Source organism: Demequina mangrovi (genome assembly GCF_000759715.1).
Taxonomy (GTDB): domain Bacteria; phylum Actinomycetota; class Actinomycetes; order Actinomycetales; family Demequinaceae; genus Demequina; species Demequina mangrovi.
The window spans coordinates 45,238-61,170 of sequence record NZ_BBLU01000006.1 but is presented as its reverse complement, the minus strand read 5'-3'; the positions used below and the strand labels follow the sequence as shown (position 1 = coordinate 61,170).

Sequence of the window (15,933 nt, the reverse complement as noted above, 5' to 3'; positions counted from 1 at the left end):
CCGCTGCGGCGCGCCGCCCCTACTGGACGGGCAGGTAGATCTGCTCGCCGGCGGCGAGCGAGGTGCCCGACATGGCGTTGAGGTGCTGGATCTGCGCGATGGTGTCACGCACGTCATCGCCGTCGGGTGTGAGCGACGCGGCGATGTCCCACAGCGTCTCCCCTGCTGCCACCATGTACGAGTTGACCGCCACGGGCTCGCCCGGGCCGTCCGACGCGAAGGCCTGAGGGCCGATGATCGCCGCGGCGGCGAGCAGCAGCGCGATCGCGCCTGCCCGTCCCGTGCGGGTGCGTCGCGCTCGCGCCTCTGCGGTCTGCGGTGCGTAGATGCCCATCTCTGCCTCCTCGATTCGAACACCTGTTCTATCGAACGTATGTTCTAGTTCTAGCACTCGGGTCCGACGCTGACAAGACACGGTCGAACATATGTTTGATCTCGACGCCGCTTTGCCCTAGCGTCATGAGACAAGAGGACCACCGGGGTCTGACAACGCGGACGGCGGGAGACAGCGATGAGGCACGACGGCTCGACCGAGGCCGGCACCGGCGGAGGCGACCAGGGCGCGACGGTGCACGAGCTGCACGACCCGGCGACCGGGCTCACCGCGCGTCAGCGCGCCGTCGTCGACTTCATCCGCGCGACCGTGCTCGAGCGCGGCTACCCGCCGTCGATGCGCGAGATCGGCGACGCCGTCGGGCTCACGTCGCCCTCCTCGGTGAAGCACCAGCTCACCGCGCTCGAGGCCAAGGGTGTGCTCCGGCGCGATCCGCATCGTCCGCGCGCCATCGAGGTGGTGCTTCCGGGCGAGGAGCCCCCCGCCGCCGTCGAGGCTCCCCCGGTGCCGGCGGCGCCTCCCGGCGCGCAGCTGCCGGACGACCTCTCGATCGTTCCGCTCGTCGGGCGCATCGCGGCCGGTGGCCCGATCCTCGCCGAGCAGGAGGTCGAGGACACCTTCGCGCTGCCGCGCCAGCTCACCGGCGACGGCGAGCTGTTCATGCTCCAGGTCTCCGGCGACTCGATGATCGACGCCGCGATCTGCGACGGCGACTGGGTGGTGGTGCGCCGCCAGAACAGCTGCGACAACGGCGACATCGTCGCCGCGCTGCTCGACGACGAGGCGACCGTGAAGACCTTCCGACGCAAGGACGGCCAGGTCTGGCTCATGCCGCACAACCCCGCGTACACGCCGATCGACGGCACGCACGCCCGCATCATGGGCAAGGTCGTGTCGGTGCTGCGCCGCGTCTGACGGACGGCGTCCGGGCACCGTCCGGCGTCGCCCGGCCGTCAGGAGGCCGTGAGCCTCCGCAGCGCCCCGAGCGCGACCTCGCGGTCCGTGGTGGGCCACAGGTCGGGCATCGACCGCGTGAGGAAGCCGCCGTACCGCGCCGTCGCGAGCCGCGGGTCGAGCACCGCCACCACGCCCCTGTCGCCGCTCGCGCGGATGAGGCGGCCCGCGCCCTGCGCGAGGAGCAGCGCCGCGTGCGTCGCGCTCACGGCCATGAAGCCGTTGCCGCCGGACTTCGCGACAGCCTCGGTGCGGGCCTGCGCGACGGGCTCGTCGGGACGCGGGAACGGGATGCGGTCGATCACCACGAGGCTCGCGGTGCGGCCAGGCACGTCGATGCCCTGCCACAGCGACGTGGAGCCGAAGAGGCACGTCGGCTCGTCGTCCTTGAAGCGCTGGACGAGCGTCGTTAGCTGATCGTCGAGCTGGTAGAGCACCGGCATGTCGAGCCGCTCTCGCATCGCCTCGGTCGCCATCTGCGCCGCCTTGTGCGAGGAGAACAGCCCGAGCGTGCGTCCGCCGGCGGCCTCGATGAGCGCCGCGAGCTCGTCGAGCGCCTCCTCGGAGATCCCGCCCATGCCCGGCTTGGGCAGGTGCTTCGCGACGTAGAGGATCCCCTGGCGGGGGTAGTCGAACGGGCTGCCCGCCTCGAGCGTGACGGCGTGGTCGACCCCGAGGTGGCGCGAGATCGCGCCGAAGTCGCCGCCGAGCGCGAGCGTGGCCGATGTCATGACCGATGCCTTCTCGTCGAGCAGCTTCTCGCGGATGAGGCCCGCGACGTCGAGCGGCGCCGCGAGGATGCGCTCGGCCACCTGCGAGTCGTAGTCGCCGTCGCGCGGCGCGAGCCAGATCACCTGAAAGCCGTGCTCGCCCTGGAGGTCCTCGCACACGTCGACCACCTCGCCGAGCGACGCGCCCGCCACCTTGCCCGCGGCGCCCGCCTCCTCCGACTTCTTCTGCAGCTCGGACATGCACCGCCGCGCGGCCGCGCGGACCTCCGCGACCGCCATCGCGAGCGCCTCGGGCAGCCCCAGACGCAGCCTCCCGGGCTCGCAGTCGCCCAGCGCGCCGTCGAGGTGGCGCGCGGCGCGGTCGAGGTCCTCGGTGGCGAAGCCGCACCGCCGGGTGTGGCGCGCGGCGCGATCGACCATCGACACCGTGAGCTCGTGGGTGGCCGAGGACGTGATGCGGCTCACCAGCTCGTGCGCCTCGTCGACGATCAGCACGTCGTGCTCGCCGAGCAAGTCGTGGCTGGTCGCCTGGACGCCGAGCACCGCGTGGTTGGTCACCACCACGTGGGCCTTCGCGGCCTCCTCGCGCGAGCGCTGCGAGAAGCACTGCTCGAGCACGGGGCACTTCGACTCGAGGCACTCGCGCCCCGACACCGAGACCTGCGCCCACGCGCGGCCGCTCACCCCGGGGACGAGGTCGTCCCTGTCGCCGGTGTCGGTGGTGTCCGCCCACTCGTTGAGCCTCACGACCTCGCGGCCGATCTCGCTGGTGGGCCCGATCGGGAGCATGTCGTCCTCGGGCTCGGGGTAGCCGCCGGCCATCTTGTGGACGCACAGGTAGTTGCCGCGGCCCTTGAACAGCGCGATCCGTGCGCGCTCGCCGAGCTCCGGCGCGAGCGCCTCCGCCACCAGCGGGAGGTCCTTGGTGAAGATCTGCCGCTGGAGCGCGAGGGTCGCGGTCGACACGACCACGCGGCTCCCGGTCCGGACCGCGTGCGCGACCGCGGGCACGAGGTAGCCGAGCGACTTGCCCGTGCCCGTCCCCGCCTGGATGAGCGCATGCGCGTCGCCGCCGAGCGCGTCGGTGACGGCGCGGGCCATCTCGAGCTGACCCTCGCGCGGCTCGCCTCCGAGCGCCCCGACGGCGCGCTCGAGCAGCGCGTCCGCGTCGTGCGAGGTCACAGGGACGCCGAGGCGACGCCGGCCTCCTCGAGGCGGGCGGCGAGGCCCGCGTCGACGAGCGCGGTGAGGTGCGTGCCCTCGGCCACATGCGACTGCGCGAGCACCTCGCCGTGGCGATGGACCTCGCTCACGAGGTCGCCGCGCGTGTACGGCACCACCACGTCGACGGTGACCTCCGGGCGCGGCAGCTCGCGCCCGATGAGGTCCATGAGCTCCTCGATGCCCTCGCCCGTGAGCGCGGACACCTCGATGGTGATCTCGCGGCGGCCGCGCAGGCGCATGAGCGTCTCGGGGTCGGCGATGTCGGCCTTGTTGAGGACCAGCACCTCCTTGACCTGGTCCGCGCCGGGCACGTCCGCCAGCACCTCGCGCACCGCGCGGATCTGGCTCTCGGGATCGGGGTGCGACGCGTCGACCACGTGGAGCATGAGGTCCGCGTGCGCGACCTCCTCGAGCGTCGAGGCGAACGCGGCGACCAGCTGGTGCGGCAGGTCGCGCACGAAGCCGACCGTGTCGGAGACGGTGAACTCGCGTCCGTCGGGCGTCTGCGAGCGGCGCACCGTGGGGTCGAGGGTCGCGAACAGCGCGTTCTCCACGAGCACGCCCGCGCCGGTGACGCGGTTGAGCAGCGAGGACTTGCCGGCGTTGGTGTAGCCGACGATCGCGACGTTGGGCAGGCCCAGGCGGCGCTCGCGGCGCACTGCGCGTGCGGGCTCCATCGCCTTGATGTCGCGGCGCAGCTGCGCCATGCGCGTGTGGATGCGCCGGCGGTCCAGCTCGATCTTGGTCTCACCGGGTCCGCGGGATCCCATGCCCGCGCCGGCGCCTCCCACCTGGCCACCGGCCTGGCGGGACATCGACTCGCCCCAGCCGCGCAGGCGCGGGAGCAGGTACTCGAGCTGCGCGAGCTCGACCTGCGCCTTGCCCTCCCTGGACTTCGCGTGCTGCGCGAAGATGTCGAGGATCAGCGCGGTGCGGTCGATGACCTTGACCTTGACGACGTCCTCGAGCGCGCGGCGCTGGCTGGGCGCGAGGTCGTCGTTGACGATGACGGTGTCGGCGCCCACGGCGGCCACGACGTCGCGGACCTCCAGCGCCTTGCCCTTGCCGATGTAGGTGGCGGGGTCCGGGTGCGGCCTGCGCTGCAGCACGCCGTCGAGGACCTCCGAGCCGGCCGTCTCCGCGAGGGCCGCGAGCTCGCGCAGCGAGATCTCGGCGTCCTCGGAGGTGCCGTGCGACCACTGGCCGACGAGCACGACCTTCTCGAGGCGCAGCTGGCGGTACTCGACCTCGGTGATGTCCTCGAGCTCGGTCGACAGGTTGGCGACGCGTCGGAGCGCGGCGCGCTCCTCACGGTCGAGCTGATCGCCGTCGTAGTCGGTGGAGAAGGTGCCGCCCTCGGCCACCGCCGTGCCGGCGCGCGAGAGGACGCGGTCGATCACCGCATCGGCGCGGCTCGAGGCGTTCTGGTCGGGGGCGGGCTGCGCGAGGTCCTCGCGGTCGTCTGCTGCTGTGTCGCTCATACGTGCACCATTGTCTCACCCCGCTCCGACCGCGCGGAGCGCGTGGACGATGCCCCGGGCGATACCCTCGACGTCGTGACCGAGGACCACTACTTCACCGCGCAGCCCGCCTCCGCCGACGAGCGCCGGACCATCCGCGCGACGCTCGCGGGCCGCGAGGTCGAGGTCGAGACGGCGCCGGGGATCTTCTCCCCCGGTCACGTGGACCTCGGCACCCAGGTGCTGCTGCGTACGGTGCCCGAGCCGCGCGGCCGGGTGCTCGACATCGGCTGCGGCTGGGGCCCGATCGCGCTCGAGGCGGCCCTGCGCGGCGCCTCGTCCGTCACGGCCGTCGACGTCAACGAGCGGGCGCTCGACCTGCTGCGCCGCAACGCGACCCGGCTCGGGGTCGCCGTCGACGCCTCGCTCCCCGACGCGGTCCCCGCGGACGCGACCTTCGACACCATCTGGTCCAACCCGCCCATCCGGATCGGCAAGGACGCCCTGCACGCCCTGCTCGCGACGTGGCTGCCGCGCCTCGCCCCCGGCGGCGAGGCCTACCTGGTGGTCCAGAAGAACCTCGGCGCGGACTCGCTCGCGAGGTGGATCGCCGCGCAGGGCTGGGGCGCGATCGAGAAGGTCGGCAGCTCCAAGGGCTTCCGCGTGCTCCGCGTCTCCGCCTGACGCCGCCTCAGGACGGCACGCGCTCGCCGCGCGCCGCACCGTCCGCGATCGCCGCGCAGCGGCGCGCCCGCGTCTCCGGACGCTTCGCGAAGGCCACCCACTGGAGGCCCTGCTTGCGCGCCGAGACCGGGAAGGCCTCCCACGTCTCGCGCGCGCCCGGATGCGCGGCGAACGCCTCCGCCAGGTCCTCGGGCACCTCGAGCGCCTCGACGGAGTCCAGCACCGTCCACGAGCCGTCGCTCTTGGCCGCCGCGATCACCGCCGCGCCCGCGGGCGCCATCAGCCCCTCCCGCTCGAGCTCGACGATGCGCGCCTTGTTGGTGCGCGCCCATCCCGAGCCGCGCTTGCGCGGCGCGCAGTACTGGAGCGTGCGGAACTCGTCGAGCCGCTTGGTGACCGCGTCGATCCAGCCGAAGCACAAGGCCTGACGGACCAGGTCCTCGTAGGTCAGGCCCTCGCGCCCCGACGCGCGGCGCCACAGCACCACCCACACGCCCGACGCGGTCGCGTGATGCTCGACGAGCCAGCGGCGCCATTCCTCGGCGTCCTCGGGATGGACCCGCGGGACGCCGTCCTCGCCGGCCTCGACGGGGATCATTCAGCCCGCCGGGGTCTCCACGGTCCCGGTCGCGACCAGCACCGCGGGGCCCTCGAGGACGGTCGTGCCGCCGACGATGCGCACGGTCACCTCGCCGCCGGGAACCTCGACGTCCCAGACGTCGGGAGCCCCGACGCCGGCCCAGGTCCGCATCGCGAGCGCGACCGCGCACGCGCCGGTCCCGCATGAGCGCGTCTCCCCCGAACCTCGCTCGTGGACCCGCATCCGCACGCGCCCGCGCGTCTCGCCGTCGCGCTCCTCGTATCCGAGGGCGACCGCGAACTCGACGTTGGTGCCGTGCGGCGGCACGGGACGCACCTCGGGCGCCTCGGTGAGGTCGAGGGCCGCGAGCTCCCCGACGTCCGCCAGCGCGACCACGTGATGCGGGTTGCCCATGTCGACGCTCAGCGCGGGGCGCACCGGCTCGAGCCCGCGCGCCGCGACCTCGGAGTCGAAGCCGTCGGTCGCGTCGCCGACGCGGTAGGCGCCCATCCCGATCGCGTAGCGTCCGCCGCCCAGGGACCTCACGGTCCGCGGGCCGCCGCGCGTCGCGAACTCCGTGCCCCCGCCGAGCTCCTCGCCCGCCTCGGCCTCGAGGAAGGCGCCGAACACGCGCGCGCCGTTGCCGCACATCTCCGACGTCGTCCCGTCGGCGTTCCAGTAGTCCATGAACCAGGTCGCGGGGGCGAGCCCCGCGCCCGCCTCGAGCCCGCCCGCACGGACCGCGCGGATCACGCCGTCGCCGCCGATGCCCGCGCGGCGGTCGCACAGGTAGCGCACCAGCCCCGGGTCGAGGTCGACCTGCCCGTGCGGGTCGAAGAGCAGCACGAAGTCGTTCTCCGTGCCGTGTCCCTTGGTGAAGGCGAGCGCTGTCATGGGTCAAGTCTAGGGAGGGGCCGGCACGACGGCTCCCACCCCGCCGGCCGCGGCCGCTGGACCGGGTCGCCCCTGGTAGCTCCGCTCCGGTCCGCACCCGGACTGTCGGTCGCTCGCGCGCTAGGCGCCCGCGTCCGCCTCGGCCACCACGGACGCGGCGTCGGCGGCCGCCCGCGCGATGTCGCCGTGGTCGCGGGGCGCGTCGATCCAGCGCACGCGCGGGTCGGGGCGGAACCACTGCGCCTGCTTCCTGGCGAGCCGGCGCGTGTGCTGCGCGATGAGCGCGCGGGTCGCGGCGGCGTCGAGCTCGCCGTCGAGGTGCCGCAGCGTCTCGGCGTAGCCGACGGCGCGCCGTGCGGTCACGCCTTCGCGCAGGCCGCGCGCGTCGAGCGTGCGGACCTCGTCCACCAGGCCCTCCTCCCACATCGTCTCGACGCGTGCGTCGATGCGAGGATCGAGAAGCTCGTACGGCAGGTCGAGTGCGAGGGTCACCGCGGGCGCCGCGTACTCGTGCCGCGGCAGCGAGCTCTGGGTCGAGCCCGTGAGCGCGATGATCTCGAGCGCACGGACGAGCCGCTTGACGTTCTGCGGCGGGATCTTGGCCGCGGCCTCCGGGTCGAGCGCGGCGAGCTCGCGGTGGAGCGCTCCCGGACCCTCCTCCTCGGCGCGAGCCTCGAGGCTCGCGCGCAGCGCGGGGTCCGTGCCGGGGAACTCGAAGACGTCGAGCAGGGCGCGCAGGTACAGCCCCGAGCCGCCCACCACGATCGCGCGGCGGCCGCGTGCGTGGATCGCGGCGATGTCCGCGCGCGCGTCCGCCTGGAAGCGCGCGACCGAGGCGTCCTCGTGGACGTCGAGCATGTCGAGCTGGTGATGCGGGATCCCGCGGCGCTCGGCGACCGGGAGCTTCGCGGTGCCGATGTCCATGCCGCGGTAGAACTGCATCGAGTCGGCGTTGACCACCTCGCCGTCCAGCCGCTCGGCGAGCGCGAGGCTCAGCGCCGACTTGCCGGTCGCGGTGGCGCCGACGACCGCGACGATCGCCGGCGCATCGTCCGCTGGCACGGGGCTCACGCGCGACGCAGCGAGGGGAGGCCGAGCGAGACCGGCCCGGCGGGCGCACCGCCGCCCGTGCCGCACGAGTCGCCGCCGTGATCGTGGTCGCCGCCCTGCGCCGCGTCCCACGCGTCGCCGGCGCGCGTGCGCCGCACGGAGTAGGTCCCGCCCTCGACGCCGGAGTCGGCGATGAGGTGGTGCGGCGCGCCGTGGGTCACCGTCACCGTGACGATGTCGCCGGGGCGCGGCACCTCGGCGCCGCCGGGCACCGCGAAGTGGACCAGCCGGTTGCCGGGCTCGCGGCCCGACATACGCGCGGACTCGCCGTCCTTGCGGCCCGCGGCGTCGAGCACCAGCAGGTCGAGCTCGCGGCCCACCAGCGCCTGCGAGTCCTCGAGCGTGATCCGCTCCTGGAGCGCGAGGAGACGCTCGAAGCGCTCCTGCACCACCTTCTTGGGCAGCGGCTCGAGCTCGTAGGCAGGGGTGCCGGGGCGCGGCGAGTACTGGAAGGTGAAGGCGGACGTGAAGCGCGAGGCCTCGACCACCCGCAGCGTCTCCTGGAAGTCCTCCTCGGTCTCGCCGGGGAAGCCGACGATGATGTCGGTGGTGATGGCCGCGTCGGGCATCGCGGCCCGCACGCGGTCGATGATGCCGAGGAAGCGCTCCGAGCGGTACGAGCGACGCATCGCCCGCAGCACGCGGTCCGAGCCCGACTGGAGCGGCATGTGGAGGCTGGGCATGACGTTCGGCGTGGCGGCCATGGCCTCGATCACGTCGTCGGTGAACGCGGCCGGGTGGGGCGACGTGAAGCGCACGCGCTCGAGGCCCTCGATCTCGCCGCATGCCCGGAGCAGCTTGGCGAACGCTCCCCTGTCCCCGAACTCGACCCCGTAGGAGTTGACGTTCTGGCCGAGCAGCGTGACCTCGACGGCGCCCTGCGAGACGAGCGCCTCGACCTCGGCGAGGATCTCGCCGGGCCGGCGGTCGCGCTCCTTGCCGCGCAGCGACGGGACGATGCAGAACGTGCAGGTGTTGTTGCAGCCGACGGAGATCGACACCCAGCCGGAGGCGATGGCGTCGCGGCGCGACGGCAGCGTCGACGGGAAGACCTTGAGGGACTCCTCGATCTCGACCTCGGCGGCGGCGTTGTGGCGCGCACGCTCGAGGAGGACCGGGAGCACATCGATGTTGTGCGTGCCGAAGACGACGTCGACCCACGGCGCGCGGTTGACGATCTCCCCCCGGTCCTTCTGCGCGAGGCAGCCGCCGACGGCGATCTGCATGCCGGGACGCTGCGCCTTGACGGAGGCAAGCTGGCCCAGGTTGCCGTAGAGGCGGGTGGCGGCGTTCTCGCGGACGGCGCAGGTGTTGATGACGACGACGTCGGCGACCTCGGCGCCCTCCGGCGCGGCCGTGTAGCCGGCGCCCTCGAGGAGGCCGGCCATGTGCTCCGAGTCGTGCACGTTCATCTGACACCCGAGCGTCCGGACGACGTACGTGGGTGCGAGGGTGGTGTCGGTCATGCTCTATCCGGCGACGGCGTCCGCACGTAGCTCGCGGATCACGGTCACCTTGATCTCTCCGGGGAAGGTGAAGTCCTGGGTGATGTGCTCCGCAATTGTACGCGCCAGCGCCTGGGTCCCCGCGTCGTCGATCTCGTCAGGCTCGACGACCACCCTGACCTCGCGTCCTGCGGCCATCGCGAGCACGCGTGTCACGCCGTGGTGCTCGAGCACGAGCCTCTCAAGGTTCTCCATGCGCTTGAGGTACGCGTCGATGTCCTCCCGACGCGCGCCCGGACGGGAGGCCGAGACGGCGTCGGCGACCTGCACGATCACGGCCTCGATGGTCTCCGCGGGAACGTCGTCGTGGTGCGCGGCGATCGCGTTGACCACCGCCGGCTCCTCGCCGTGCTCGGCGGCGAAACGCGCGCCGAGCCCCGCGTGCGTGCCCTTCTGCTCATGCGAGAAGGCCTTGCCGACGTCGTGGAGCAGCGCGCCGCGACGTGCGACCTCGACGTCCGCGCCGACGGCGGCGGCGATGTCCGCCGCGATCTGCGACGCCTCGACGAGGTGAGCGAGCACGTTCTGGCCGTACGAGGTCCGCAGCCGCAGCCGTCCGAGCGTGTCGACCACCTCGGTCGCGACTCCGGAGACCCCGGCGGCGGTGAGCGCGTCCAGGCCCGCGGCACGATGGCGCTGCACCGCACCGGCGACGGCGCGCGTGTACTCGGCCTCGACGCGCTGAGGCTGGATGCGACCGTCCTCGACGAGCGCCGCGAGCGTCACCTCGGCGATCTCGCGGCGGTCCGGGTCGAAGCAGGACAGCTGCACCGCGTTCACGCCCTCCTCGACCACGACGGTGACGCCGGTGAGCGCCTCGAAGGCCCGGATGTTGCGGCCCTCGCGACCGATGATGCGGCCCTTCATCTCCTCGCTCGGCAGGTCGATCCACGTGGTCGAGTGCTCGGAGGACGAGGCCGCGGCCTGGCGCTGCATCGCCTCGACGAGGATCGCCCGCGCCCGCTCCTCCGCGTTCGCCTGCGTGCGCTTCTCGAGGCGTCGGAGCTCGACGGCCGCCGCCGCGCGCGCGCGTTCGAGCAGCGCCTCCGTGAGCTCGGTGCGGGCCTCGTCGACGGTGGTCTTGGCCACGGCGGCCAGCGCCGCGGTGCGCTCGTCCTCGAGACGGCCGCGGGTCTGCGCGAGCCGCTTCTCGTCGCGGGCGACCACGGCGGCGCGCTCGTCGAGCGCGCGCGCGTACTGCTGAGCGGTGCGCTGATCGCCGGCGACGTCCTTCTCACGCGCCAGCGAGTTCTCCTCGCGGCGCTTCACCTCGGCGAGCCTGGCCTGCGCCTCCTCGCGCACCATCGCGGCCTCGTTGCGCGCCGCCTCACGCTCGGCGGCCGCCTCGCGGCGGGCGAAGAGCACGAGCAGCAGGGCGATGAGGCTCGAGCCCAGAAGCAGCAGGATGATCAGCGACTGGGGCATCCCCTGCTCCTCCTTCGTGCGGGCGTGTCAGCATCCGCCATCCTCATCATCGGCACGTCGCAAGTCTGACACGAGTGCGAATGCCAGCGAGCTCGGGTAGCCCTTGCGTCCGAGCATCGCGACCACGCGTCGCGTGCGGACGTCCACCGGATGCGCGGCGAGCTGCTGCCAGCGCCGGCGCGCGAGCTCCCCGGCACGCTCGCGCTCGTCCTCGTCGTCGATCTGGTCGAGCGCCCCGTCGATGTGATCGGGCTCGAAGCCCTTGCGCGCGAGCTCCATGCGGATGGCCCGGCGCGACTGCCCTCGCTCGGAGTGCCGGGTGCGCACGATGGTCGCCGCGAGCCCGGCATCGTCGACCAGGCCCACCTCGATGTAGCGCGCGACGATCTCGTCTGCCAGCCCCGGCTCGACCCGGCGCGAGATCAACTTCTCGCGCAGCTGCGCGGCCGAGCGCGAGGCCCGGGTCAGCACGCCGAGCGCGATCTCCCGGGCCTTCTCGGGGTCCGTGATGGGCTCGAGGTCCTCGGGAGACTCGCCCCGTGGGCGCCGGTAACGGCGCCCACGGGGACGGTCGGACGTCTCGCTCATGCGTCAGGCGTCGCTCTTGCCCCTCTTGCCGGCCGGCGCCTGCTTGGCGGGCTCGAGGTCCTGGTTCTCCTCGCCGACCGGGACGCCGATGCCGAGCTTCGACTTCACCTTGCGCTCGATCTCGTCCGCGAGCTGCGGGTTGTCCTTGAGGAAGTTGCGGGCGTTCTCCTTGCCCTGGCCGAGCTGGTCGCCCTCGTACGTGTACCAGGCCCCCGACTTCTTCACGAAGCCGTGCTCGACGCCGAGGTCGATGATGCCGCCCTCGCGCGAGATGCCCTGGCCGTAGAGGATGTCGAACTCGGCCTGCTTGAACGGCGGCGCCATCTTGTTCTTGACGACCTTGACGCGGGTGCGGTTGCCGACCGGCTCCGTGCCCTCCTTGAGGGTCTCGATGCGACGCACGTCGAGGCGCACGGAGGCGTAGAACTTCAGCGCCTTTCCACCCGTGGTGGTCTCGGGGCTGCCGAAGAACACGCCGATCTTCTCGCGGAGCTGGTTGATGAAGATCGCGGTGGTGCCGGTGGTGTTGAGCGCACCGGTGATCTTGCGCAGCGCCTGCGACATGAGGCGGGCCTGGAGGCCGACGTGGCTGTCGCCCATCTCGCCCTCGATCTCGGCCTTGGGCACGAGCGCCGCGACCGAGTCGATGACGAGGATGTCGATGCCGCCCGAGCGCACGAGGATGTCCGCGATCTCGAGGGCCTGCTCACCGGTGTCGGGCTGCGACACGATGAGGTTGTCGACGTCGACGCCGAGCTTGCGGGCGTACTCGGGGTCGAGCGCGTGCTCCGCGTCGACGAACGCCGCGGTGCCGCCGGCCTTCTGCATGTTCGCGACCGCGTGGAGCGCGACCGTGGTCTTACCGGAGGACTCGGGGCCGTAGATCTCGACGATGCGGCCGCGCGGCAGGCCGCCGATGCCGAGCGCGATGTCGAGCGCGAGGGCGCTGGTGGGGATCGCCTCGACGGGGACGACGGTCTTCTCGCCCATCCGCATCGCCGAGCCCTTGCCGAACTGGCGGTCGATCTGCCCGAGCGCCGCCTCGAGCGCCTTCGCGCGGTCCTGTGCCTGTGCCATGTCTTCCTCGCATCCATCCGGGGCAGGTCTGCCGTCGTGTCGCGTCCGACGTTACGTCGACCCTCTGACACCGCCGCGAGCGGCCGGTCTCCGGGTGGAACGTGGGCCCTCGCGACGTCCTGGGGACCACGGTATATCGAACATCTGTTCGAAGGGAAACGACACGCCGCCCGGCGTGTCGCCACGCGATCGGACGGCTCCGGCGCGCCGGGCGGGCACCAGGCCCGCACCAGGCGCGACGCCCCTAGCGGCGGGGCGGCGGGACCATGCGGCGGTCGTCGCCGCCGTCGCGCTGGTGCACCGGGACGCTCATCTGCTCGCACCAGGCGTGCCACACGTCGCGCGGCGGGCGCCCGGCCTCGAGCGCCGCCGCAGGCGTGAGGGAGTCGAAGTCGTCGAGGGAGAGCTCGCGCGCGAGGGTGCGCGAGTAGGACTCCCCGAACACCGCGTCGGCGAGATCCCAGAACTCGCTGAGACGCACGCGCCTAGCGGGAGCGCATCGAGCTGAGGAGCTCGGGCACCGTGTCCGGGATGGACGGCATGACGGGGACGATCTCGAGCGACTCGGCCGCGGCGAAGCGGTCCGACACCTCGCGGAGGATGGTCGACATGGGCATGTCCAGCGCATCGCAGATCGAGGCGAGCAGCTCCGACGACGCCTCCTTCTGACCGCGCTCGACCTCGGAGAGGTATCCGAGGGAGACACGGGCGCCGGAGGAGATGTCGCGCAGCGTCTTGCCCTGCGTGAGGCGTGCGTCTCGCAGCACCTCGCCGATCTCGTTGCGAAGCACGGGCATGCGCTCTCCCCTCGACGTCATGCGGCCCTTGTCCATGGTGACACAACGCACCATACCCCAGCGTTGTTCCGCGGCGGTGGCACCCCGGTTACAGCTGGGTTGCATCTCCGTCGAGGCGCGCCGCGACCGCGTCGAGCGCCGCGTCGACCGCGCCGGCGCGCACCGCGTCACGATCGCCTGCGAGGCTCACGGTCCCCGTCCACGTCCCGTCCGGAGCGCTCACGGCGAGGCACAAGCGTCCCGGCTGGACGCCGTCGTGAGGGTCGGGCCCTGCCACCCCGGTGGTCGCGACGCCGAACGAGGCTCCCGTCGCCTCGCGGACTCCGCGCGCCATGGCCCCGGCCACCGCCTCCGACACGACCCCCTCGGCTGAGATGAGGTCCGGATCGACGCCCAGCAGCGCCTGCTTCATCGCGGCCGTGTAGGCGACGATGCCTCCGCGCACCACGCTCGACGCGCCCGGCACCGACACCAGCGCGGCGCACACCGCGCCGCCGGTGACGGACTCGGCGGTCGCCACGGTCGCGCCTCGCGCGTTCAGGAGCGCGACGAGCCCGTCAGGCCGCGGCATGGCCGTCCGCGCGCTGCTCGCGCGCGGCCTGCAGGATCTTCACCGTGTAGTCGATGCCGGTGACGAGCGCGAGCGCGGTCGCGACGAGCAGCACCCACCACGCGGCCTGGTCGACCCAGCCCGGCATGCCGGGGATCAGGTAGAGCCAGATCGCGAGCAGCTGCGCCATCGTCTTGGCCTTGCCGCCCGGCGAGGCGGGGATCACGGTGCCGGCGGCGACCAGGAGACGCCCGATGGTGACCCACAGCTCGCGCGCGGCGATGATGACGACGGGCCACCACGGGATCCCGTCGGTGAGGACCAGCATGCCCAGCACGCCGAGCACGAGCGCCTTGTCCGCGATCGGATCCGCGAGCTTGCCGAACGGGCTGACCACCCCCCAGCGACGCGCGAGGTAGCCGTCGAAGAAGTCGGTCGCGGCCGCGATCATGAACAGCGCGAGGGCCCACCAGCGAGCGGCGCCCTCCGCGCCGTCGTCGATGAACAGCAACGCGAGCACCACGGGCACCATGACGAGACGCGCGACGGTGAGCACGTTGGGAACAGCGGAGGTCACGCACACACCCTAATGCGGTCCGGGGCATGAGGCGCGCGACGCGGTGGTCCCGGGCAACCGACGAGGCGCGGGATAATCGAGGCATGCACCGCCCGACCCGTCATGCTCCCGCGGGCCCGGCGAGAGCCTCGTTCGCGCTCGTGCTCGCGGCCGCGACCGCCCTCATCGCCGGCGCGTCGCTCGGCTGGCTCGCCGGCATCGGCACCGATGCGGGCGCCCCGACCGCCTCCGCGGAGGGGGCCGGCACCGCCGCGCCCTCGGCCACGGCGACGCCCGAGCCGACGGCGACCGCGACGACGGAGAGCGTCCCCGCTCCCTCGCCGACGCCGATCGCGGCCGTCGCGCAGGACGTGACGTTCTCGCTGGTCGCGGGCGGCGACATCCTCACCCACACGCCGGTCAACGCCTCGGCGGAGACCGACGACAGCTACGACTACACCGCGCTCATGGACGGGCTGGTCCCCTACCTCCAGGGCGCCGACCTCGCGATCTGCCACCTCGAGGTGCCGGTCTCGCCCGAGGGCGTGCGTCCGTCCGGCTACCCGATCTTCTCCGCACCGAGCGCGCTGGTCCGCGATCTCGCCACGATGGGCTGGGACGGCTGCTCGACCGCGTCCAACCACAGCGTCGACAAGGGATCCGCCGGAGTCGAGGCCACCCTCGCGGCCTTCGACGACCAGCTGCTCCAGCACGCCGGCACCGCGCGGACCGAGGACGAGTCCGAGGCGATCTCGTACTACGTGGTGCAGGACGGCGACCGCACGGTCCGCGTCGCGCACCTGAGCTGGTCGTACGGCACCAACGGCATGCCCGAGGCGGCGGCGTGGGAGGTCGACACCTTCGACGCGGACGCCGCCGACGCGAGCCCGATCATCGAGGCCGCGCAGCGCGCGCGGGACGACGGCGCGGACGTGGTGGTCGCCTCGGTCCACTGCTGCGTCGAGTACCGCACCGAGCCGAGCGCCGCGCAGCGCTCGATCGCGACGCAGATCGCCGAGTCGGGGCTCGTGGACCTCTACATCGGCCACCACGCGCACGTGCCGCAGCCCGTCGAGCTGCTCCCCGGGGGCCCGTCGGGCGACGGCATGTGGACCGCCTTCGGCCTCGGCAACCTGCTCTCCAACCAGGACGCCTCGTGCTGCACGGCGGCGACCTCCAACGGGGTGCTGCTCGACGCGACGTTCACCGTGACGCCCGACGGGGACGTGAGCGTCGACGCGGGCTGGATCGCGACCACGGTGGACCGGCGCGGCGGTCACACCGTGCACGCGCTGGCGGACATCGCCGACGGCTCGGGCACGCTGACGGCGGCCGAGGTCGCTACGCGCCACGCGGCGGTGCGCGATGCGGTCGGCGACGAGGCGACGGAGATCACGGCGCCTCGCACCGGTCTCGCGCAGCACGCCTACGCGCTGCTGCGGCCCGCCCCGTCCGCCTGACCCG

At 73.1% G+C, this 15,933-nt stretch carries 17 protein-coding genes; 3 read left to right on the top strand and 14 right to left on the bottom strand.

Annotated elements, in window-relative coordinates:
* Positions 1 to 19: 19 nt before the first annotated feature.
* Positions 20 to 334, bottom strand: a complete 315-nt coding sequence (locus TR42_RS06955) for a LysM peptidoglycan-binding domain-containing protein (RefSeq protein WP_052405746.1) — start codon at positions 332 to 334, stop codon at positions 20 to 22.
* A 177-nt stretch (positions 335 to 511) separates the two neighbouring features.
* On the opposite strand from TR42_RS06955, the gene lexA reads away from it, so the two are divergent.
* Positions 512 to 1,249, top strand: coding sequence for a transcriptional repressor LexA (lexA, locus tag TR42_RS06950; protein ID WP_052405744.1), 738 nt, complete (start codon positions 512 to 514; stop codon positions 1,247 to 1,249).
* Between the two features lie 38 nt (positions 1,250 to 1,287).
* Here the strand turns inward: lexA and TR42_RS06945 are convergent, their stop codons facing one another.
* Positions 1,288 to 3,201 (bottom strand): ATP-dependent DNA helicase, encoded by a 1,914-nt coding sequence (locus tag TR42_RS06945; RefSeq protein WP_042214349.1) that lies wholly within the window; start codon positions 3,199 to 3,201, stop codon positions 1,288 to 1,290.
* Entirely contained in the window at positions 3,198 to 4,724 is a 1,527-nt protein-coding gene (gene hflX, locus TR42_RS06940) for a GTPase HflX (RefSeq protein WP_042214348.1), read from the bottom strand. Before hflX ends, TR42_RS06945 begins: the two co-directional genes overlap by 4 nt.
* 75 nt (positions 4,725 to 4,799) lie before the next feature.
* On the opposite strand from hflX, the gene TR42_RS06935 reads away from it, so the two are divergent.
* Complete coding sequence (locus TR42_RS06935) at positions 4,800 to 5,387, top strand: class I SAM-dependent methyltransferase (RefSeq protein WP_042214559.1); 588 nt, start codon at positions 4,800 to 4,802, stop codon at positions 5,385 to 5,387.
* A 7-nt stretch (positions 5,388 to 5,394) separates the two neighbouring features.
* Here the strand turns inward: TR42_RS06935 and TR42_RS06930 are convergent, their stop codons facing one another.
* The 11 genes from TR42_RS06930 to pgsA all read right to left on the bottom strand — a co-directional run bounded on the left by TR42_RS06930 (position 5,395) and on the right by pgsA (position 14,490).
* Positions 5,395 to 5,985, bottom strand: a complete 591-nt coding sequence (locus tag TR42_RS06930) for a YdeI/OmpD-associated family protein (RefSeq protein WP_042214346.1) — start codon at positions 5,983 to 5,985, stop codon at positions 5,395 to 5,397.
* On the bottom strand, positions 5,986 to 6,861 hold the full coding sequence (gene dapF / locus TR42_RS06925) for a diaminopimelate epimerase (RefSeq protein WP_042214344.1): 876 nt from the start codon (positions 6,859 to 6,861) through the stop codon (positions 5,986 to 5,988). It lies immediately after the preceding gene.
* Between the two features lie 120 nt (positions 6,862 to 6,981).
* Positions 6,982 to 7,932 (bottom strand): tRNA (adenosine(37)-N6)-dimethylallyltransferase MiaA, encoded by a 951-nt coding sequence (miaA, locus tag TR42_RS06920; RefSeq protein WP_236623385.1) that lies wholly within the window; start codon positions 7,930 to 7,932, stop codon positions 6,982 to 6,984.
* Entirely contained in the window at positions 7,929 to 9,437 is a 1,509-nt protein-coding gene (gene miaB, locus TR42_RS06915) for a tRNA (N6-isopentenyl adenosine(37)-C2)-methylthiotransferase MiaB (RefSeq protein ID WP_042214342.1), read from the bottom strand. The genes miaA and miaB overlap by 4 nt, the downstream gene beginning before the upstream one ends.
* A gap of 3 nt (positions 9,438 to 9,440) precedes the next feature.
* Positions 9,441 to 10,901, bottom strand: coding sequence for a ribonuclease Y (rny, locus tag TR42_RS06910; RefSeq protein WP_042214340.1), 1,461 nt, complete (start codon positions 10,899 to 10,901; stop codon positions 9,441 to 9,443).
* Positions 10,902 to 10,928: 27 nt separating this feature from the next.
* Positions 10,929 to 11,489, bottom strand: a complete 561-nt coding sequence (locus tag TR42_RS06905) for a regulatory protein RecX (protein WP_042214338.1) — start codon at positions 11,487 to 11,489, stop codon at positions 10,929 to 10,931.
* 3 nt (positions 11,490 to 11,492) lie between these two features.
* Complete coding sequence (gene recA, locus TR42_RS06900; protein WP_042214337.1) at positions 11,493 to 12,566, bottom strand: recombinase RecA; 1,074 nt, start codon at positions 12,564 to 12,566, stop codon at positions 11,493 to 11,495.
* A 244-nt stretch (positions 12,567 to 12,810) separates the two neighbouring features.
* Positions 12,811 to 13,047 carry a DUF3046 domain-containing protein gene (locus TR42_RS06895; protein WP_042214335.1) on the bottom strand — a complete coding sequence of 79 codons (237 nt, stop codon included), beginning with the start codon at positions 13,045 to 13,047 and terminating at the stop codon, positions 12,811 to 12,813.
* A 4-nt stretch (positions 13,048 to 13,051) separates the two neighbouring features.
* Positions 13,052 to 13,363, bottom strand: coding sequence for a helix-turn-helix domain-containing protein (locus tag TR42_RS06890; protein ID WP_052405798.1), 312 nt, complete (start codon positions 13,361 to 13,363; stop codon positions 13,052 to 13,054).
* Between the two features lie 88 nt (positions 13,364 to 13,451).
* Positions 13,452 to 13,934: a CinA family protein gene (locus tag TR42_RS06885; protein ID WP_042214332.1), complete on the bottom strand. Its 483-nt coding sequence runs from the start codon at positions 13,932 to 13,934 to the stop codon at positions 13,452 to 13,454.
* Positions 13,921 to 14,490 carry a CDP-diacylglycerol--glycerol-3-phosphate 3-phosphatidyltransferase gene (gene pgsA / locus TR42_RS06880; protein WP_201770787.1) on the bottom strand — a complete coding sequence of 190 codons (570 nt, stop codon included), beginning with the start codon at positions 14,488 to 14,490 and terminating at the stop codon, positions 13,921 to 13,923. The genes TR42_RS06885 and pgsA overlap by 14 nt, the downstream gene beginning before the upstream one ends.
* 83 nt (positions 14,491 to 14,573) lie before the next feature.
* Here pgsA and TR42_RS06875 point away from each other — a divergent pair, with 83 nt between their 5' ends.
* Entirely contained in the window at positions 14,574 to 15,929 is a 1,356-nt protein-coding gene (locus TR42_RS06875; RefSeq protein ID WP_081953233.1) for a CapA family protein, read from the top strand.
* The last annotated feature ends 4 nt before the right edge of the window (positions 15,930 to 15,933 follow it).